We start from the raw sequence: 18,339 nt of genomic DNA, 5'->3' as shown, positions 1-18,339 counted from the left end.
CTTAGGATGTGAGGGATGTAACGAAAAGCCGATGTGTGCGGAATCGCACGCTCTGCGGTGATCGCCGACCAAGGGCCACATTCAGACGCAAAAAGATGTGTTTTTCACAACACTTGCCATCGCTGGTCTCGGCTTGCCTTGACAATGCGATGTTTTAGGTGTTTTTCATCCCATCTTTTTGTTACGTAGGTCACGCTTGCGTCACCAGCCTTATCCATGACTCTTCGCTCGTCATCGCGTTACTTGGCTTTGACCCCTGAAGCCCTTGAGATGGTTGATGCCATTGCCCGCACTGGCAGCTTCGCGGCAGCTGCGCGCGAGTTGGGCAAGGTGCCCTCAGCGCTGACCTACAACGTCAAGCAACTCGAACTGGCCCTTGATGCGCTGCTCTTTGATCGACGGGGTCAGGCCCAGTTGACGGACGCAGGGCATGAGTTGCTGCGTGAAGGGCGGCGGCTTTTGCAGCAGATGCACACCGTGGCGCACCGCGTGCAGCGTGTCGCCACCGGCTGGGAGCCCGAGTTGGCGATTGCGCTCGACGGCATCGTGGCACCGACTGCGCTGTTCGATTTGATGGAAAGTTTCTATGCCCTCGAAGACGCGGCCCCGCTGACACGGCTCAAGCTGCGCAACGAGGTGCTCAACGGCACGTGGGAAGCCCTTTTGAGCGGGGCGGTGGACTTGGCTATTGGGGTGCAGCCTCCGGTGTCGGCGGTCGAAGACATTCAGACGGCGGTGCTTGGAGCGGTCAAGATGGTGCTGGTGGTGGCCTCGCATCATCCTTTAGCCAAGATGACTGGGCCGATTCGCTCAGAAGTGTTGTCCACCCACCGGATCGTGGCGATTGCCGATACGGCGCAGCATCTTGAGCCGCACACCTTCGGTATCCAAGCGGGACAGGACGTGCTCAGCGTGCCCTCGTTGGCGGCCAAGTTGGAAGCGCAGCTGCGAGGCCTCGGCTGCGGCCGGCTGCCTGAGCCGTTGGTGCGACCCTATCTGGCGTCCGGGCGCTTGGTGCTCGTGCCCACCGAGATGCCGACCGAGTCCTCCCACCTTCACTACGCTTGGCGACGCAGCGCGATGCATGGTCGGGCCTTGACGTGGTGGTTGCAGCAACTGGAGCGCCCGCGCACCCGTCAAGCGCTGCTCGATCAACACGCTCAAGGGCTGTTTTGATGCTGAAGGTGACGTGCTGATGCGCGGGCGCTTTGCGCCATCTCCCACGGGCCCGTTGCATGCGGGCTCCATGGTGGCGGCGTTGGCCTCATGGCTGGATGTCCGCGCTGCGGGGGGGCAGTGGTTGGTGCGGATCGAGGATGTCGATGGGCTGCGTTGCAAACCTGGGGTGGATCGCCTCATCTTGGCGCAGCTCGCCGCCTGCGGCTTGATCCCGGACGAGCCACCGGTTTGGCAAAGCCAGCGTTCTGACTTGTATCAAGCCGCCCTCGATCAGCTGCGCCTTCAAGGCTTGGCTTACCCGTGTGGGTGTACGCGCAAAACCCTTTGGCTGGCGCTGCAAGCGGCGGGCCGTGAGCCCTCCCGGCACGGGGAGTGGGTGTATCCCGGTACCTGTCGTGGCCGTGCTGTGGCCGAGGATGGCCCGGTGGCGTGGCGCTTGCGTACCGTCGATGGGGCAGGTCAGGCGGCTGGCGAGGCGGTTTGTATCGACTGGCACGACCGGCGCTGGGGGCCTCGTCAACAAAACCTCAGCCGCGACGTGGGCGACTTTGTGCTGAAGCGCTCCGATGGCCTTTGGGCCTATCAGCTGGCGGTGGTGGTCGATGATGCCGCGCAAGGCATCACCGACGTGGTGCGAGGCCAAGACTTGGTCGATAACACCCCAAGGCAGATCTGGTTGCAGCGTTGTCTGGGGCTGCCGACGCCGCGTTATGCCCATCTGCCGTTGGTGCTCGGGCCGGATGGCGACAAGCTCTCGAAACAAAATGGCGCACAGGCGGTGGATGTGTCTGCGCCGTTGGTGGTTTTGCAGGCGGCGGCAAGGCATTTGGGGTTGGTCGTTCCGCCCGCAGCCACGGTGGGGGCATGGTTAGCCCAGGCCGTGAGTGTCTGGCGCGATGGCATGATGCGCGACCTTTTTTGATTCTTGTGAGGTGACTCGAATGACGATGACGACCACGCCTTCTGGCTTGCAATACGAAGACACCGTGACCGGCAGCGGTGCGGTGGCCAAAGCGGGCCGTCCCGTGTCGGTGCATTACACCGGCTGGCTCTATGACCCCACCCAAGCGGGCAACCGGGGTCGCAAGTTTGATTCCAGCAAGGACCGTGGTCAAGCCTTTGTCTTCAATCTGGGCGCGCGCATGGTCATCGCGGGTTGGGATGAAGGCGTGCAAGGCATGCAAGAAGGCGGCACCCGTGTTCTGGTGATCCCGCCCCAGCTTGGCTACGGCGCACGTGGTGCCGGTGGCGTGATTCCGCCCAACGCCACCTTGGTGTTTGAAGTGGATCTGCTCAACGCTTGATCCGCTGATTGGATCAAGCGACCCAGGCTAGCAGCGGCAAATCCAGCCGTTGCGCCGTCTGGTTGAGGGTGGCAGCGTCGCACGCCGCGCACCAATCGGCTGCGCTGGGGTGGGCTTGAACAGCCTGCGCCAAGGCCGCTTGAAAATGCGGCTCCAGCGCGGCCAACGCCACCCAGCCATCACGGCAGCGCAGCACTTGGTAGCCGGGGTGACCACCGCCCAGCACCGCGCCCGGTGTGGTCAGCCCCCACGTTTGGGGCAGCCCCAAATAGCGCGCCGCTTCGGCCAAGGCCACGCGACGATGACCACCTCGGCGGATCACCAACTCCAGCGCGGCCTGTACCGCCAGCAACGCCCCGCCCATGTCCGCCAGCAAGGTGGTGGGAAGCTGGTCCCGAATCAAGCCCGCTTGCGCCTGATAGGTCAGATCGTGCCCGGCCTCGTTGTCATGGGGCGCATGGTCGCCGACGATCTCCACCCAGCCGAGGCGGGGGAAATCACGCTCAAGACGTTCCGCATGAATGTTCAGACGGCTTAACGCGGCCGGACGGCTGGAGGTGATGAGCAGATCGGCGTTCGCCAAGACCGCATGCAGCCGCGTTTGACCCGCCGTGCTTTTCAGATCGACCGTTTCGATGCGGATGCCTTCGTGCAGCCAGGCAAAAAAGCCAGCGCCGTAACTCAGCATCGGGTCGCCGCTGGGCGGCTCTAGCTTCAGACACGCTGCACCCAGTTCGCGCAGTCGGCGCAGGGCGGCGGGCCCAGGCAAGTTCAGCGCCAGCGAGACGACGCGCAGCCCTGCCAGTAGGGGGGAAGTATTCGCATCAGCATTCATGATCGATCCTGGAAGAAAAAACGCCCAAGTCGGTGAAGTGACTTGGGCGTTTTGACTTGGCGGAAAGGGAGGGATTCGAACCCTCGATACGGTATAACCGTATACCGGATTTCGAGTCCGGCGCATTCGACCACTCTGCCACCTTTCCTGATTCGGGCGTGGTCTCGCAATAAGCTAAGTCGCGCATTGTAGCGTCAATTTTGCGGCTGGCAAGCCCGCGTGGGTCGTGCCGTGATCGCCAACAGCAGAATGGGCCATTCAAGCCAAGCGTGCAGACCTGAAGCCACCGCGTAGAGCCCTCGGGCGTTGCGGTAGTCGATCATGAAACCGATCACCAGCGCGGTGCTCAGCCCGAGCGCCAAGGCGTGCTGGCGTGGGCTGAGCAGCGGTGCATCACTCCGCGGCCGCCCCGTGGCAGGCAAGAGATGGATCACGCTCAGGTAGTGCAGGCACTGCGCCAGCACCAGCGCACTGAGCAGCGTTGGACGCCGCCCGCTGTCGTCACCCCAGCCGGGGGCGAGTTGACCGTCCAGCAAGTCAGGATTCGGCAGCGGCAGGGCCAACCTGTGCAGCCCCTGGTTCAGGGCGTCGCCCAACGTGGCTTGGAGATCCAACAGCCACCACGGTAGCGGTGCGGGTAGCACGGCGATCAGCAGCGGCAGGGCAAACAAGATGCTGATGAACCATGCGGTGGCGCGTTGGGCGGGTTGCTCGCGGGCCAAGTCCCAGGCCAAGGCGAGCGGGCTGAAGTTATGCAGCACGGCCAAGCTCAGCAGCACGATCAGGACATGGTCGTTGGTGAAGGCCCATCCCATGACGATGGCCAAGAGCATGCCGGCCAAGCGTGTGGGTCGGCTGCTGCGTGGCCCCAGCAGCACCGCTGCGCCGAGCAGGCCGAGGCTGGTCAAATCAATCACGGGCCCGGCTCGGGGGTCGAGCACGTCGCACCAAATCGCCAGCCGCGAGCCAGATTGCAACAGCAGCACGCCGCCCACCGCCCACCACCAGCTGCGTGGTTGATGCCCGGCGTAGCGCTGCCGCAGCCAAGCCAGTTCCCAGAGCACATGCGGCAGCCCAAAAAGCGCCAGCGCGCAGATGTAGAGCGGCAGTGGCAGCAGCAACGCCGTGCTGACCAGCAGCCCGAGTCCCATCCCGAGCCCGAACCCACGGTGCTTCATGATCCGACCCAGAAAGACAGCCCATTGGCAGCCAGGGACCAAGCCACGGCGCGCCACGCGCCAAGACGCAGCCAAAGGGCGTACCACAGCGCCTCAAGCACCACGACCCCGGTTTCGATCAGCAGTAAACCGGGCCGAACTTCCCATGGGGCCAGCGTGCCCGCCAGCCACCAAGCCATGGGGTGGGTAAGGAGGGAGGCGCTGATGGCGACCAAGGCAATCACGCCGAGGCGTCGCCAAGGGGCCGGGGCGGCCAAACACAGGATCAGCGGCACCTCGCAGAGCAAGGTCAGCAGCAGGGCTTGCGTCTGGGGGGGGCTCAAGGTGCCGACTCGGTCCTTGTCTTGGGACGCACGCGTTCCCACCAGCTTGTGGGTGTGAACTGTCGCTGAACGGGCTGGATGGGTTCACAGCGCAGCACGTTGCGCAAGGCTTTGCGGCGCCCCCGGAAGTAGAACGGACGCTCTTCGGTGACGACCTGACAGGTGCCGCTGTCGCGCAGGGTTTGGCCCAGATGCACGAAGGACACTTCGCAGCGCTCGCCCACAAAGTGGCTCCGGCAGAACCGATCAACAGGCATGTGGGCCGATTTGGCCGAGTCGCAGTCGATGCCGTCCACGGGCGAGGGGCCGTCGTGGCAGAGATCGTCGGGGGCTTGATAACCGCCCTTGGGCAGATCACGCTCAACGACGGCTTCGTCATGCAAGACACAGCTCAAGTCGATGCTGTACAGGCTTGGATCAATCTGGATCCGACACGTTCCAGGGCCCCCCCCCGAAAAAATGCTGTCGGGGATGGTGCATCGCGCATGGAGCCGTTTGCCACGGCAGAACTGATCAGCGCGGTCGTAGCGATCGGGATGTGCTTCCAAGCGCTGTTGGGCTTGATACACCTCGAAAGGTAGTACATCCGCCCACGTGGGCGTGCAGCCCAACATCCCGATCATGGCCGCCAAGGCCATGGTTCCCCATGCGTTGAGCCGTGGATTCATGGCAGTGTTGGGCAACTTACCTTGGGCAACCACTGATAGGTTGCTCCTTTGGGTTTGCCGGGGATGCGAACGCGCTTCAAAGTCACGCGGGTGGATTTGACCTCATCGGTGCCCAAGCACGTATGTGTGGCTTGCAGTTCACCGCTGGGCAGCCAGTAGGGGTTATCGAGTTCGGCGATCAGATCGGCATCTTCGCTGTCATCCCCCTCAGCCGTCATGCCGGCGCGGCCTTCCCACAGCGGTGTGCCGTCAAAGTTAGAAATCACCCAGACCTCACCCTCCGTGTACTCGGGTTGCCGGATGGCCAGAAAGCGACTCAGGTCGGGGGAGAAGATCACGGTGTAGCCGGCCGGGATGATCTGGCCGGTGTGATCGTTGATCAGCAAGCCGGTGAACAGATCGACCGTGTCTTTGCGGACCAAATGCAGCCGAGCCAAGGGGTTGTAGCCGCAGTAGAAGTAGTGCTCTTCGTCGAAGTTTTTTTCCACCACGGGAATGCGATCCTCGAAGCGTTGCTTTCCTTTTTCCCATTGAACGAGCAAGGTGTCCGCCGTGCGCTCGGCCCGCGCCCGGCCTTGCTGGGCTTGGGCGCTCAGGACGGTGGGTTCGTCATGATCACAATCCATCGTGATGCCCACGCCCATGGCAGCAGGCAAGCCCGCCGCAGTGAGTACGCCCACAGCAAAAAGCCGAACCAGGGGACGAGGGAGAGACAAGAGGTGCCGCATGATGTTGCTTGATAAGCCGCCGAGCATGATGAACCGAAAGGGCTGATCTGTGCCGCGAATGTGCAACTAGAGCGCATCTTGATGACAGCACGCTGGCACGCACCGTTTTTGGCGTTAAACCGCCCCTTCTACGGAGGCTTGGTTCAAACCGGATAAGGCCGGATGATGTTTACGACGGGTCTTGCATCAGTTGCATGACGGCATCGGCGGCGGCGCGGCTGAGTTGGTCGCGGACTTCGGGGTTGTCGAGGTCGGTGGCAGCGTCGGCTTCGACGTCACCGCCCAGCAAGGCGATGGGCAGCAGGGCTGGGCCGAGGGTGGGGTGGTCGAAGAAGGGCGCCCAGGCATCCGGGGCGAGGTCGGTGGCTTGGAGGAAGCCGGTGCACCAGTCGCCGGCATCGGCCCATTCGCGCTCACCGTCGTCGGCCACGCTGAAGATCGGCTCCCATGCTTCGGGGGCATCGCGCAGTTGGCAGGCGATCGATTGCAGATGACGCAGGATCAGCACGGTCGTGCGCTTGCGCTTTTGGTTGCTGGGGAAGGGCGCACCGTTGTCGCCGTCACCGCCCCAGACCAAGGGCAGCCAGTCAGCGGTCGGCAAGCTGCCGAGCACCTCGGCTGGGCCGACCAGCAAAGCGGTCAAAAAGCCATCGATGGCGTCGATGGGCATGGTTGCTTCGCTGGGCAGGTCTTGCAACAACGTATCCAGCGCCTGCAACTCCTCCTCGGACAGCGGATCGTTGGGCGAATCGGGGTTGTAGCGGGGGTAGTCCATGGGGGCAGGTTCTCAGGCGGAAAAGGGCAAAGGGCAAAGGGTTAGGCGGTGAGTCGCTCAGCGCCACCCAAGTAGGGGCGCAGGGCTTGGGGCACGGTGATGCTGCCGTCGGCGTTTTGATGGTTCTCCAGCACGGCCACCAAGGCCCGGCCCACGGCCAAGCCGGAGCCGTTGAGGGTGTGGACGAACTCGTTCTTGCCTTGGGCATTCTTGAAGCGGGTTTGCATCCGGCGGGCTTGGAAGGCGTCGCAGTTCGAGCAAGAGCTGATTTCGCGGTAGGTGTTTTGCGCGGGCAGCCAGACTTCCAAGTCGTAGGTTTGGGTGGCGCCGAAGCCCATGTCGCCGCTGCACAGCAGCACCACGCGGTAGGGCAGTTCCAGCTTTTGCAGGATCGCTTCGGCGTGGCCGACCATCGCTTCCAAGGCGGCGCTGCTTTCATCCGGGTGGACGATTTGCACCATCTCGACTTTGTCGAACTGATGCTGGCGGATCATGCCGCGCGTGTCGCGCCCGGCCGAGCCAGCTTCGGAGCGGAAGCATGGGCTGTGGGCGGTGAGCTTGATCGGCAGTTGATCCATGCTCAGCACTTGCTCGCGCACGCTGTTGGTCAGCGAAATCTCCGCCGTCGAGATCAGGTACTGCTCGGGCTGGTCTTCGTCGCCACCGCGCAGCACCCAGAACATGTCGTCCTTGAACTTGGGCAGCTGGCCGGTGCCTTCAAGCACGTTGCGGTTGACGATGTAGGGCGTGTAGCACTCGGTGTAGCCGTGCTCGCTGGTTTGCACGTCCAACATGAACTGAGCCAGCGCACGGTGCAAGCGGGCGATCGGGCCCTTCATGAAGGTGAAGCGTGAGCCCGAAAGCTTGGAGCCGGTTTCAAAGTCGAGGCCCAGCGGCGCGCCCAGATCGACGTGATCCTTGACCGCGAAGTCGTAGCTCTGCGGCGTGCCCCAGCGGCGCACTTCCTGATTCGCGCTCTCATCCGTGCCCACGGGCACGACGTCAGCGGGCAGATTGGGCACATGCATCAGCATCTCGCCCAACTCGGCCTGGATCACCTCCAGCCGCTCGGCGCTGGCTTTGAGGTGATCACCGAGGCCGCCCACTTCCGCCATCACGGCGCTGGTGTCTTGGCCCTTGGCCTTGAGTTGGCCGATTTGCTTGGAGAGCTGGTTGCGCCGCGCTTGCAGATCTTCGGTGCGGGTCTGGATCAGCTTGCGCTCGGATTCCAGACCTTGGAAACGCTCGATATCGAGGAAAGGCTGGGGGGACTTGCGCTTTTCCAGACGTTGGACGACGTCATCGAGGTTTTTGCGCAGTTGGTTCAAATCAAGCATGGCTATCTTTCGGAGGGGTCGGGCTGTCCTTGAGGCCCTTGGGCAAGGGAAATTGCATCGTCTCTTCGATCCCCGGCAGGGTGCGCAGACTCACGGCACCGAGGGTGCGCAGGCGAGTAATGACTTGCTGCACCAAGATCTCGGGGGCCGACGCACCGGCGGTCAGGCCCACACGCGAGCGGTCTTGGAACCATTCGGCGCGCAGATCTTCGGCCCGATCCACCATGTACGCCGGTAGGCCTCGGCGCTCAGCGAGTTCGCGCAGGCGGTTGCTGTTCGAGCTGGTCGGGCTGCCCACCACCACCACCACATCGACTTCGGTCGAGAGGACTTTGACGGCGTCTTGGCGGTTTTGGGTGGCGTAGCAGATGTCTTGTTTCTTGGGTTCGCGCAAGGCCGGAAAGCGCGCCCGCAGGGCGTCCATGATCTCGCGGGCGTCGTCCACCGACAGGGTGGTTTGGGTGACCACCGCCAGATGGTCCGGCTGCTTGGGCTGGATCCGGGCCACGTCTTCGACCGATTCGACCAGATGGATGCCTTCGCTCAACTGGCCCATCGTGCCTTCGACTTCAGGGTGGCCTTTGTGGCCGATCATGACGAATTCGTAGCCCTCGCGGTGCAGTTTGGCCACCTCGATGTGCACCTTGGTGACCAGCGGGCAGGTGGCGTCAAACACGCGCAGGCCCAAGGCGTCGGCCTCACGGCGCACCGCTTGGCTCACGCCGTGGGCGCTGAAAATCACCGTTGAGCCGGTGGGTGCTTCGCTCAGCTCTTCGATGAAGATGGCGCCTTTGGTGCGCAGATCGTTCACCACGTAGGTGTTGTGCACGATCTCGTGGCGCACATAAATGGGCTTGCCAAAGCGTGCCAAGGCCTGTTCGACGATGTCGATGGCGCGGTCCACCCCGGCACAAAAGCCCCGGGGCTGCGCCAGCACGATGTCCGTGAGCCCCATCACAGCACCCCAATCAGTTGGATCTCGAAGCTCAGCGCTTGGCCGGCCAGTGGGTGGTTGAAATCAAACAGCGCCCAGTCCTCTTCGACAGGACCGAGCTCACGCAAGATGCCGGCAAAAGCACCTTGGCCGTCGGGGGTGGGGAACTGCACCACATCGCCCACGCTGTAGACCTCGTTGGGGTCGCCCATTTGGCGCAGCTCCGACATCCGCAGTTTTTGCACTAGCTCGGGGTTGCGCTGACCAAAGGCTTCACCCGCCTCCAAGGCGAGGGTGGTGCGGCAGCCTTCTTCAAGGCCGATCAAGCGCGCTTCAATGGCGGGTGCCAACTCGCCTTGGCCAAGCGTGAGCGTGGCGGGCTGGTCGTTGAAGGTATTGACGATCTCCGTGCCATCGAGACCGCTCAAGCGGTAATGCAAGGTCAAAAAAGAATCCGGTCGAACCTGGGCCACGGGAACATCCTGTCATCGTTAGACTGGGCGCAATTCTAGGGGGGCAGATCATGAAGGACATCCCTGTTGCGTTGCGGCCGCGCGAGAAGCTGTTGGCGCATGGGCCCCAGAGTCTGGCCGACGCCGAATTGCTGGCCATCATCTTGCGCACCGGGGTGACGGGCGTGGGGGTGCTGCAAATGGCGCAAAACCTGCTCGATCGCTTTGGCCATCTGGGCGGATTGCTCCAAGCCGACGCCAAGGCGCTGGCCGCCATCAAGGGTTTGGGCGGCTCGGCCAAGCGGGCCGAATTGCTGGCGGTGCTTGAATTGGCCCGGCGCGCTTTGCACGTCCAGTTGCGACAGAGCCCGGTGTTTGATTCACCCAAGGCGGTGCGCCAATATGTGCAGTTGCACTTAAGTGGCCTGGGGCACGAGGTCTTCGGCGTGTTGTTTCTTGACACGCAGCATCGGCTGATCGCCTTTGAGGAGCTGTTTCGCGGCACCTTGAGTCAGACCAGCGTCTATCCGCGCGAGGTGCTCAAACGCTCCCTGAGTTTGAATGCAGCGGCGGTGATCCTGACGCACAACCACCCCTCGGGCGTGGCCGAGCCCTCCAGGGCCGATGAGTTTCTGACCCAGCAACTCAAGACGGTCTTGGCCTTGGTGGATGTGCGGGTGTTGGATCATCTGGTGGTGGGACAAGGCACGGTGGTGTCGTTTGTGGAGCGAGGTTTGTTGTGAGTCGGGTTGTGGGTAAGAAGAAACATGGGCTGAGTCCCTCGGCGGCGCCCTTGGCGGGGACGTTGGCCGGTACGTTGGCTGATTTGCGCCAACTGCTGCGTGAGCAGCGCAAAGCGCGCGAGGCGCAGGAGCGTGAGCACGCCGCTCGGTTGGCTGCTGAGCGGGCGGCAGCCCGCAACACCGCGGCTCGCGAGCGCGAGGTGTTTCACCAAGCCATCGGCGCGGTGCAGCCCTTGCGGCGTGGCACGGCCCACCGCGTGATCCACGCCCCGCCGCCGCCCGCATGGTCGCCCTTGCCGCCCTCCGCCTTCCGCAGCTTGGCGGAGCCCCGCTCGATGCAAGAAGCGCTCTCAGACGGCTTTGATCCTGCATGGCGCGGCGATCACACCGCCGCCACCGACACGCCCATCGCTTACGGCCAAGAAGGCGTCGGCACCGATGTGCTGGTCAAACTGCGCCACGGCGTTTGGCGTCCCCAAGGCCAAGTCGATCTGCACGGCCTGAGCCGCGATCAAGCCCGCGAGCTGCTGGTCGCCTTCTTGGCCGAAGCCCACCACCGCCACTGGCGGTGCGTGCGCATCATCCACGGCCAAGGCTGGAGCTCCCCCAGCGGCACCGCCATCCTCAAAGCCCGCGTCCCCAGCTGGCTCGTCCAATCCCCCCACGTCCGCGCCTTCGTCCAAGCCCCCGCTGCCGAAGGCGGCGCGGGCGCGCTGTTGGTGTTGCTGCGGTTGGAGTGAGGCTCTTCTGTTGCGCTGGCGGCACGAGCCCTCACCCCGGCCCCTTGTATCTTCCGGTCTACCGCAAGTCGCGGGCGAGGGGCGTCCCATGACCCGTTCGCCCTGAGCTTGTCGAAGGGCCGGTGTGCCAAGCAGGCTGCTGGGCTTCGACAGGCTCAGCCCGAACGGGGGTGTGGTGCTTAGGCCCTTCGACCGAGCTCAGGGCGAACGGGCAAAAGGGAAACGGGTGTGTTGCAGGGAGTTGGGGTGAGGGCGACCACAGGTCGGATCACTGATTCCGCATCCAATCCGCCGTGGTGAAAAAGCTTTGGTCGAGGCGATCGACCAAAGGGGTGTCGAGGCCGATGTCCACCATGGCTTGGTGCATGCAGATCAGCCATTGGTTGCGTTCCAAGATGCCGATGGCAAAGGGCATGTGGCGGGCGCGCAGGCGGGGGTGGCCGAAGCGTTCGATGTAGTGCTGGGGGCCGCCGAGCCAGCCGCAGAGGAACCAGAACAGCTTGTCGCGTGCATCGTCCAAGGTGCTGCCGTGGGCAGCGCGTAGTTCTTTGAAGCTGGGCTCCAAGTCCATCAGATCGTAAAAACGGTCCACGATCTCGCGCACGCGGGTTTCGCCGCCGACCAAGTCGAACGGGGTGGGGCCCAGTTGGGCGGGGGTGTCGTCGTCGCTGGCAGCCATGGCTCTACGGGGTTACGGGTCTACGGTCAAAGGAAGATCTGTTGCAGATCGTTGAGGAAATCGAAGCCGTGAGCGGTGGGCGCGATGTGGCGGCCTTCGCGCACTAAAAGCTTGCGTGCCACGGCTTCTTGCAGACCGGCTTCGAGGCTGGAGGGCGGCAAGCCGGTGCGCTCCAAGAAGTCGTCCAAGCTGAACCCGGCTTTGAGGCGCAGGGCGTTGAGCATGAATTCAAAGGGCAGGGCGCGGCGGCTGATCTCTTCGTCGTTGGAGACGGCTTGGCCTTGCAGGGCCTGCGTCATGTAAGCGGCGGGTTCGCGCCAGCGTACTTGGCGCACGATGTGATGCGCAAAGCTCAGCTTGCTGTGCGCGCCGGCGCCGATGCCGAGGTAGTCGCCGAACTGCCAGTAGTTGAGGTTGTGACGGCTGCGGTGGCCGGGGCGGGCGTAGGCCGAGACTTCGTAGCGCTCTAGCCCCGCAGCGGCGGTGATCTCGATCAGCTGATCGAGCATGGCGGCCGCGTCGTCATCGCCCGGGACTTCGGGCGGGTGCAGCGCAAAGGCGGTGTTGGGCTCGATGGTCAGGTGATAGAGCGACAGATGCGTCGGCCCCAGCGCCAGCGCAGTGCGCAGATCCTCGGCGCTCTCGGCCAAGGTCTGGCCCGGCAGGGCGTACATCAGGTCAAGGTTGAAGGTGTCAAAGGCTTGGGCGGCTTCTTCGGCGGCGGCCAAGGCTTGCTGGCGGTCATGCACCCGGCCCAGGGCTTTGAGCTGGCCGTCATGAAAGCTCTGTACACCAATCGACAGGCGCGTCACCCCGGCTGAGCGGAAGGCGCGAAAGCGCTCGCGCTCGAAGGTGCCGGGATTGGCTTCGAGGGTGATTTCGCAATCAGCCACCAAGCGCAGGCGGGCGCGCACGTCTTGCAGTAAGCGCTCGATGCCTTGGGGGCTGAACAGGCTGGGCGTGCCGCCGCCGATGAAAATGCTTTGCACGCTGCGGCCCCAGATCAGCGGCAAGGCGGCTTCCAGATCCGCGCAGAGTGCGTCGAGGTAGCGCGTCTCGGGCAGGCCGCCGTCTTGCAGGCTCGGGCTGGCGTGCGAGTTGAAGTCGCAGTATGGGCACTTGCGCAGACACCACGGCAAGTGGATGTAGAGCGAAAGCGGCGGCAAGCCGGCGAGGTTCAGGGTGCCGGGGCGCTGGTAGCGCGCCAAGGCGTCAAGGGTGGCTTGGCTCACAGGGACCAGACCGTGCGCATCAGGCTCAGCAACTGCGCCACGGCCAAGGCGCGGTGGCTGTGGGCGTTTTTGATCTCGGCGGGCAGTTCGGCGGCGGTGTGGCCCAGCGTGGGGATGAACATCAGTGGGTCGTAGCCGAAACCACCTTGGCCTTGCAGTTGGTCAAGGATGCGGCCTTCCCAGCGGCCAAAAGCGATCAGCGGCTCGGGGTCGGTGGCGTGGCGCACGGCCACCAAGGCGCAGACAAAGCGGGCGCTGCGCTGCGCCGGCAGCGGGTAGGCCGCCAAGGCGCTGAGCAAGCGAGCGTTGTTGGCCGCGTCTTGGTGCTCGCGTTGTGTCTCGCGCGGCATGTCGCGTTCCACGGCTTCGGCCGCAGTTTGGGCGTAGCGCGCTGAATGCACGCCCGGGGCCCCACCCAACGCATCGACGCACAGGCCGGAATCGTCGGCGAGGGCGGCTTTGCCGCTCAACAGCGCTGCGTGGCGCGCCTTGGCCAAAGCGTTCTCGACAAAGCTCGGGTGCGGCTCCTCGGCTTCGGGGATGCCGAGCGTGCCTTGGCTGATCAGCTCAATCGAGAGCGGTGCCAGCAGGGCCGAGAGTTCTTTGAGCTTTTTGGCGTTGTTGGAGGCAAGGATCAGTTCCATGGGATCTCAGCGGACGATTCAGCGGGCGGTGTTACAGGCCGAGCGCGGCGTTTTGGGCGGCGATCAGCTCCTTGATGCCTTTGTCGGCCAAGGCCAGCAGGGCGTCCATCTCGGCGCGCTGAAAAGCCACGCCTTCAGCGGTGCCTTGCACTTCCACAAACCCACCCGAGCCGGTCATGACCACATTCATGTCGGTGTCGCAGGCTGAGTCTTCGATGTATTCCAGATCCAGCAAGGGCGTGCCTTGCACGATGCCGACCGAAATGGCGGCCACGGCGTCGATCAGCGGTGACTGGCTGATCAGGCCCTTGGCCAAAAGCCAGCTCACGGCGTCGTGCGCTGCCACATAAGCGCCGGTGATGGCGGCGGTGCGGGTGCCGCCGTCGGCTTGGAGCACGTCGCAGTCGAGGTGGATGGTGCGTTCACCCAGAGCCTTCAGGTCGAAGATGCAGCGCATCGAGCGGCCGATGAGGCGTTGGATTTCTTGGGTGCGGCCGCTTTGCTTGCCTTTGGCGGCTTCGCGGGCGCTGCGGGTGTGGGTCGAGCGCGGCAGCATGCCGTATTCGGCCGTGACCCAGCCTTCGCCCTTGCCCTTTTGATGCGGTGGCACTTTCTCTTCGACCGAGGCGGTACAGAGCACCTTGGTGTCGCCAAACTCGATCAGCACCGAACCCTCGGCGTGGCAGGTGAAATGGCGGGTGATGCGCACGGGGCGCATCTGATCCGGACTGCGCTGGGCGCTGCGTTCAAAGCTCATGGGGAAGGTCTCGAAGAGAGAGAAAAGGGGCTCAGGTGCGGCGCTGTGAGCCGCTGCGCTGGATGGCTTCGTTGATTTCGCGGATGGAGCGTTCAATCTCGGCGTCGTCGAGCACGTCTTCATCGTCGTTGACGCCGCCCGCTTGGATGGTCGAGGCGAACATCTCGTTGCCGAGGGTGTCGGCTTCGGTGTCGGAGGCCATGTCATCGTCTTCGGCCGCTTCCCACTCGACCGACAAAACGGTGACGTTGTCGCTTTTCTCGCCGGCCACACGCAAGGCGCGCTCCACCAGCTCGGGCACCGCATCAATGATGGGTCGTCCTGCCAGATAGCTGGCGATGGTTTCGTCGTCGATGCTGCCCCAGAGTCCGTCTGAACAGAGCAAAAAGCGGTCGCCAGGTTGCATCACCATCGGGCCGACGATGTCGATCACCGGCTTGCCCGGGCTGCCCAAGCAGGTGAAGAGCACATTGCGGTTCACTTTGTCGCCCAAAGGAATCACGCCTGAGAGTGTTTCTTGCAGCTCAGCGTAGGAGTGGTCGCGGGTGCGGGTGATGAGCTTGTTGCCGCGCACCAAGTACAGACGCGAGTCGCCGCAATGTGCCCAGTAGGCTTCGCGCTGTTGCAAGACGCAGGCCACCATGGTGGTGCGTGGCGTGTCGAGCAAGGAGCGTTCGGTGGCGTAGCGCAGCAGTTGGTGATGCGCGGCCATGATGCCGTCATGCAGGAAGCGACGCGGATCACGCAATTGGGGTTTGGCTTCGCGCTGAAAGCTGGTGGCCAGCATTTGCAAGGACATCTGCGAAGCGACTTCGCCTTCAGGGTGTCCGCCCATGCCGTCAGCCAAAGCGAACAAACCAGAGGTCCGGGTGTAGCAATAGCCCATCCGGTCTTCGTTCTTCTCGCGGCCACCCCGGCGGCTGATCTGATATACCGAAAAACGCATGGAAAAAGGATCCCAAGGGGTCAGGGTCAGGCCTTGGCCGCACCCGTTTTCAGATTTTCGATCTGAAGTTTGAGGCGTTCGCTGAAGCTCAACTTGGTGTAGCGCCGCTCGGCTTCGCGAGCCAGTTCCTTTTGCAAGGCAAAGACACTTTGCGGCCGCGCCAAGGCGTCGGTGGACATGCACCACTCGGTCACTTCGATCAAATTGTCGGAGTAGACGTTGCGTAGGCGCGACAACGACAAGCTCAGGCGATCCTTTTCGAGCCGCTGCGGAGCGTCGTTGGGTGGATAGCCCTGCATGCAGGCGTAGATGCATGCGCCGATGGCGTAGATGTCGGTCCAAGGTCCCAGCGTGCCGTCGCGGCGATACATCTCTGGCGCGGCAAAGCCGGGGGTGTACATCGGCCGGATGAAGTTGCCTTCTTTGCTCAGGACTTCGCGCGCTGCGCCGAAGTCGAGCATCACGGCCTTGTTGTCGTTGGTGATGAAGATATTCGCGGGCTTGATGTCCAGATGCAGCATCTTGTGCTGATGCACGATGCGCAAGCCCCGCAAGATCTCATCGAAGAGCGAGCGAATCGACGATTCACGGAAAACTTTGTCGCGCTTGAGATCCCGTGCTGTGACGATGAAATCCTGCAAGGTATCGCCTTGAAGGTAGTTCATCACCATGTAAACAGTTTCGTTTTCGCGGAAGAAATTCAGCACCGAAACCACACTCGGATGACTGATCTGCGCGAGCGAGCGACCTTCTTCGAAGAAGCTCTTCAGACCCAAGCGATAAAGGGGCTGTTTTTCCGGTTTGACACGCGGAATCATTTCGCCCGGCGAACGCTCAGCGAGCGATGACGGGAGATATTCTTTCAGAGCCACCAGACGCCGCTCTTCGTCTTCGGCCAAGTAAACAACGCCGAAGCCCCCTGCTGCCAGCTTGCGGACGACTTGGTAGCCCCCTACCACGGTGCCCGGGGGCAGTGGTGCCGGTTTGGGCTTTGACATAATCGAACTTTGGCCTATCGAGATCTGCAATGTCAGTGTACAGCATGACCGGCTACGCCCAAGCCGTGGTTCCTGTGGCCGAAGCTCGCGAATCGGTCGAAGCGGGCGTCGCATCAGGCGCCGCTAAGGGGGGCGCGATCAGCATCGACGTGCGTTCCGTCAACAGTCGCTTTTTGGATGTCGCTTTTAGGCTTCCCGACGAGTTCCGAGCCTTGGAGCCTGCCCTGCGCGACGTGCTCAGCAGCGGTATTCGGCGCGGCAAAGTGGAGTTGCGGCTCACGGTGGATCGATCTGCATCGGCTGATTCAGGAGCTGGTTGGCTTCAGCCCGTGCCGGCCGCACAGCTCAGCGAACTGGCGCGCATGGAGGCCTCGATCCAAAGTTGGATGCCCAACGCCGCTGCACTCAGCGTGCATGAGGTCTTGCAGTGGTGTCGCAGCACCAAGCCGGTGGTGGTGGCCGATGAGCAAGTCCTGACCGTGGCCCGCCAGTGCATCGTGCAATTGCGTGAAGCGCGCGAACGCGAAGGCGCTCGGTTGGCGGAGGTCTTGCAAGTCTGTGTGACCAAGCTGCGTGCCTTGACCCGTGAGGCCGCGCCGTTGTTGCCGCAGGTGGTGGCGCGGCAACAGGAGCGTTTTTTGGAGCGCTGGGCGCAGGCCTTGCAATCGGCTGGGGGTGCCAGTGCGGCGCCTGCTTCGCAGCAGACTTTGGCCGAAAGAGCCATGGCGGAGGCAGCCGCCTTTGCCTTGCGCATCGACGTCGCCGAAGAGCTGTCGCGACTCGGGGTGCATCTGGACGAGATCGATCGACTTTTGCGCGTGGGCGGCGAGGTTGGCAAGCGACTTGATTTCTTGATCCAAGAACTGCACCGCGAGGCCAACACGTTGGGCTCGAAGTCGGCAGCGATGGATCTGACCCGCATCTCGGTGGACATGAAGGTGCTGATCGAACAAATGCGTGAGCAGGTTCAGAACTTGGAATGACGTTGAATGGCCATGAATCACGATTACCCCGGCAACCTGTTTGTGGTGGCTGCCCCCTCGGGGGCTGGCAAATCCAGCCTCGTCAAAGCGCTGCTGGAACTTGATGCGCATCTGCAAGTCTCGATCTCGCACACCACCCGCGCACCGCGTGGGCAGGAGCAAAACGGGCGCGAGTATTGGTTCATCGACAAGGCGCAGTTCCAAGCCATGGTCGATCAGGACGGCTTTGTCGAATGGGCCCATGTGCACGGCAACCTATACGGTACGTCACGTCATGCCATCGAAGCGCGTTTGCAAGGCGGCGAAGACGTGGTGCTGGAGATTGACTGGCAAGGGGCGGTGCAGATCAAAAAATTGTTCCCCCGTGCGGTGCTGATCTTCATCTTGCCCCCGAGCTACGAAGAATTGCACCAGCGCTTGATGCGCCGGGGCGAGGATGCGGCGGAGGTGATTGAGCAGCGCATGATCAATGCCCACCACGAGGTGGCGCAGGCGCGGCACTTCGATTTTGTGGTGGTGAACGCGCTGTTTGATACCGCGCTTTTCGATCTCAAGACCATCGTTCATGCACAACGACTAAAATACTCGGCTCAGCAACGCAGCCGCAAGGTTGTGTTTGATGCCCTGCAATTGACTTGACCTGATCGTGATGGTTTGGGTCGCACTGGAGTTTGGTCATGGCCCGTATCACCGTCGAAGATTGTCTGCAAAAAATCCCCAATCGTTTCCAACTCGTGTTGGCAGCGACCTACCGTGCTCGCATGCTCAGCCAAGGCCACAGCCCCAAGATTGAGACCCGTAACAAGCCCGGCGTGACCGCTTTGCGCGAGATCGCTGCTGGCGAAGTCGGTATTGAGATGCTGCGCAAGGTTCCGACCTGAGCTGAGGCGCGGTACAGTGCGCG

Annotated in this window: 23 protein-coding genes and 1 tRNA gene; 8 read left to right on the top strand and 16 right to left on the bottom strand. The window is 63.0% G+C overall.

What is annotated here, in order from left to right; translation table 11 throughout:
* The first annotated feature begins 216 nt into the window (after positions 1 to 216).
* From AB3X39_RS09520 to AB3X39_RS09510, 3 genes are read left to right on the top strand one after another with little or no spacing between them, the layout of a single operon-like run.
* Complete coding sequence (locus AB3X39_RS09520; protein ID WP_369417134.1) at positions 217 to 1,176, top strand: LysR family transcriptional regulator; 960 nt, start codon at positions 217 to 219, stop codon at positions 1,174 to 1,176.
* A 19-nt stretch (positions 1,177 to 1,195) separates the two neighbouring features.
* On the top strand, positions 1,196 to 2,101 hold the full coding sequence (gene gluQRS, locus AB3X39_RS09515; RefSeq protein ID WP_369417133.1) for a tRNA glutamyl-Q(34) synthetase GluQRS: 906 nt from the start codon (positions 1,196 to 1,198) through the stop codon (positions 2,099 to 2,101).
* Positions 2,102 to 2,120: 19 nt separating this feature from the next.
* Entirely contained in the window at positions 2,121 to 2,483 is a 363-nt protein-coding gene (locus tag AB3X39_RS09510; protein ID WP_369417132.1) for an FKBP-type peptidyl-prolyl cis-trans isomerase, read from the top strand.
* 13 nt (positions 2,484 to 2,496) lie between these two features.
* Here AB3X39_RS09510 and AB3X39_RS09505 read toward each other — a convergent pair whose 3' ends face one another.
* The 10 genes from AB3X39_RS09505 to AB3X39_RS09460 all read right to left on the bottom strand — a co-directional run bounded on the left by AB3X39_RS09505 (position 2,497) and on the right by AB3X39_RS09460 (position 9,734).
* Positions 2,497 to 3,318, bottom strand: a complete 822-nt coding sequence (locus AB3X39_RS09505; protein ID WP_369417131.1) for a CoA transferase — start codon at positions 3,316 to 3,318, stop codon at positions 2,497 to 2,499.
* Positions 3,319 to 3,375: 57 nt separating this feature from the next.
* Positions 3,376 to 3,466 (bottom strand) — tRNA-Ser (locus AB3X39_RS09500).
* Positions 3,467 to 3,512: 46 nt separating this feature from the next.
* Positions 3,513 to 4,496: a hypothetical protein gene (locus AB3X39_RS09495; RefSeq protein ID WP_369417130.1), complete on the bottom strand. Its 984-nt coding sequence runs from the start codon at positions 4,494 to 4,496 to the stop codon at positions 3,513 to 3,515.
* Positions 4,493 to 4,819, bottom strand: a complete 327-nt coding sequence (locus AB3X39_RS09490) for a hypothetical protein (protein ID WP_369417129.1) — start codon at positions 4,817 to 4,819, stop codon at positions 4,493 to 4,495. Before AB3X39_RS09490 ends, AB3X39_RS09495 begins: the two co-directional genes overlap by 4 nt.
* A complete protein-coding gene (locus tag AB3X39_RS09485) occupies positions 4,816 to 5,487 on the bottom strand; it encodes a hypothetical protein (protein ID WP_369417128.1) in 672 nt (223 codons plus the stop codon). Before AB3X39_RS09485 ends, AB3X39_RS09490 begins: the two co-directional genes overlap by 4 nt.
* Positions 5,484 to 6,167, bottom strand: a complete 684-nt coding sequence (locus AB3X39_RS09480) for a hypothetical protein (protein WP_369417127.1) — start codon at positions 6,165 to 6,167, stop codon at positions 5,484 to 5,486. Before AB3X39_RS09480 ends, AB3X39_RS09485 begins: the two co-directional genes overlap by 4 nt.
* 217 nt (positions 6,168 to 6,384) lie before the next feature.
* Entirely contained in the window at positions 6,385 to 6,990 is a 606-nt protein-coding gene (locus tag AB3X39_RS09475; protein ID WP_369417126.1) for a UPF0149 family protein, read from the bottom strand.
* Positions 6,991 to 7,031: 41 nt separating this feature from the next.
* Positions 7,032 to 8,327: a serine--tRNA ligase gene (gene serS, locus AB3X39_RS09470; RefSeq protein ID WP_369417125.1), complete on the bottom strand. Its 1,296-nt coding sequence runs from the start codon at positions 8,325 to 8,327 to the stop codon at positions 7,032 to 7,034.
* Positions 8,320 to 9,282: a 4-hydroxy-3-methylbut-2-enyl diphosphate reductase gene (gene ispH / locus AB3X39_RS09465; RefSeq protein ID WP_369417124.1), complete on the bottom strand. Its 963-nt coding sequence runs from the start codon at positions 9,280 to 9,282 to the stop codon at positions 8,320 to 8,322. The genes serS and ispH overlap by 8 nt, the downstream gene beginning before the upstream one ends.
* Positions 9,282 to 9,734 carry an FKBP-type peptidyl-prolyl cis-trans isomerase gene (locus AB3X39_RS09460; RefSeq protein ID WP_369417123.1) on the bottom strand — a complete coding sequence of 151 codons (453 nt, stop codon included), beginning with the start codon at positions 9,732 to 9,734 and terminating at the stop codon, positions 9,282 to 9,284. Before AB3X39_RS09460 ends, ispH begins: the two co-directional genes overlap by 1 nt.
* Positions 9,735 to 9,784: 50 nt before the next feature.
* On the opposite strand from AB3X39_RS09460, the gene radC reads away from it, so the two are divergent.
* On the top strand, positions 9,785 to 10,456 hold the full coding sequence (radC, locus tag AB3X39_RS09455; protein WP_369417122.1) for a RadC family protein: 672 nt from the start codon (positions 9,785 to 9,787) through the stop codon (positions 10,454 to 10,456).
* Positions 10,453 to 11,196, top strand: a complete 744-nt coding sequence (locus tag AB3X39_RS09450) for a Smr/MutS family protein (RefSeq protein WP_369417121.1) — start codon at positions 10,453 to 10,455, stop codon at positions 11,194 to 11,196. Before radC ends, AB3X39_RS09450 begins: the two co-directional genes overlap by 4 nt.
* 268 nt (positions 11,197 to 11,464) lie before the next feature.
* Here AB3X39_RS09450 and AB3X39_RS09445 read toward each other — a convergent pair whose 3' ends face one another.
* The 6 genes from AB3X39_RS09445 to AB3X39_RS09420 are packed head-to-tail and all read right to left on the bottom strand — an operon-like array spanning position 11,465 to position 16,452.
* On the bottom strand, positions 11,465 to 11,875 hold the full coding sequence (locus AB3X39_RS09445) for a group II truncated hemoglobin (RefSeq protein ID WP_369417120.1): 411 nt from the start codon (positions 11,873 to 11,875) through the stop codon (positions 11,465 to 11,467).
* Between the two features lie 26 nt (positions 11,876 to 11,901).
* The gene (hemW, locus tag AB3X39_RS09440; RefSeq protein WP_369417119.1) at positions 11,902 to 13,107 is read right to left on the bottom strand and encodes a radical SAM family heme chaperone HemW; all 1,206 of its coding nucleotides are present in this window, start codon (positions 13,105 to 13,107) and stop codon (positions 11,902 to 11,904) included.
* Positions 13,104 to 13,751: an RdgB/HAM1 family non-canonical purine NTP pyrophosphatase gene (rdgB, locus tag AB3X39_RS09435; RefSeq protein WP_369417118.1), complete on the bottom strand. Its 648-nt coding sequence runs from the start codon at positions 13,749 to 13,751 to the stop codon at positions 13,104 to 13,106. The genes hemW and rdgB overlap by 4 nt, the downstream gene beginning before the upstream one ends.
* A 31-nt stretch (positions 13,752 to 13,782) precedes the next feature.
* Positions 13,783 to 14,508, bottom strand: a complete 726-nt coding sequence (gene rph, locus AB3X39_RS09430) for a ribonuclease PH (protein WP_369417117.1) — start codon at positions 14,506 to 14,508, stop codon at positions 13,783 to 13,785.
* Between the two features lie 31 nt (positions 14,509 to 14,539).
* The gene (locus AB3X39_RS09425; RefSeq protein ID WP_369417116.1) at positions 14,540 to 15,454 is read right to left on the bottom strand and encodes a PP2C family protein-serine/threonine phosphatase; all 915 of its coding nucleotides are present in this window, start codon (positions 15,452 to 15,454) and stop codon (positions 14,540 to 14,542) included.
* 26 nt (positions 15,455 to 15,480) lie between these two features.
* Entirely contained in the window at positions 15,481 to 16,452 is a 972-nt protein-coding gene (locus AB3X39_RS09420) for a serine/threonine protein kinase (protein WP_369417115.1), read from the bottom strand.
* Positions 16,453 to 16,481: 29 nt separating this feature from the next.
* Here AB3X39_RS09420 and AB3X39_RS09415 point away from each other — a divergent pair, with 29 nt between their 5' ends.
* The 3 genes from AB3X39_RS09415 to rpoZ are packed head-to-tail and all read left to right on the top strand — an operon-like array spanning position 16,482 to position 18,316.
* Positions 16,482 to 17,435, top strand: coding sequence for a YicC/YloC family endoribonuclease (locus AB3X39_RS09415; RefSeq protein ID WP_369417114.1), 954 nt, complete (start codon positions 16,482 to 16,484; stop codon positions 17,433 to 17,435).
* Positions 17,436 to 17,447: 12 nt separating this feature from the next.
* Positions 17,448 to 18,074 carry a guanylate kinase gene (gmk, locus tag AB3X39_RS09410; RefSeq protein WP_369417113.1) on the top strand — a complete coding sequence of 209 codons (627 nt, stop codon included), beginning with the start codon at positions 17,448 to 17,450 and terminating at the stop codon, positions 18,072 to 18,074.
* Between the two features lie 38 nt (positions 18,075 to 18,112).
* Positions 18,113 to 18,316, top strand: a complete 204-nt coding sequence (rpoZ, locus tag AB3X39_RS09405) for a DNA-directed RNA polymerase subunit omega (RefSeq protein WP_369417112.1) — start codon at positions 18,113 to 18,115, stop codon at positions 18,314 to 18,316.
* Positions 18,317 to 18,339 lie beyond the last annotated feature (23 nt).

It is taken from the genome of Leptothrix ochracea (assembly GCF_041083635.1).
GTDB lineage: Bacteria > Pseudomonadota > Gammaproteobacteria > Burkholderiales > Burkholderiaceae_C > Sphaerotilus > Sphaerotilus ochraceus.
Note: the sequence above shows the minus strand (reverse complement) of the source record. Positions and strands in the feature narration are given on the sequence as shown.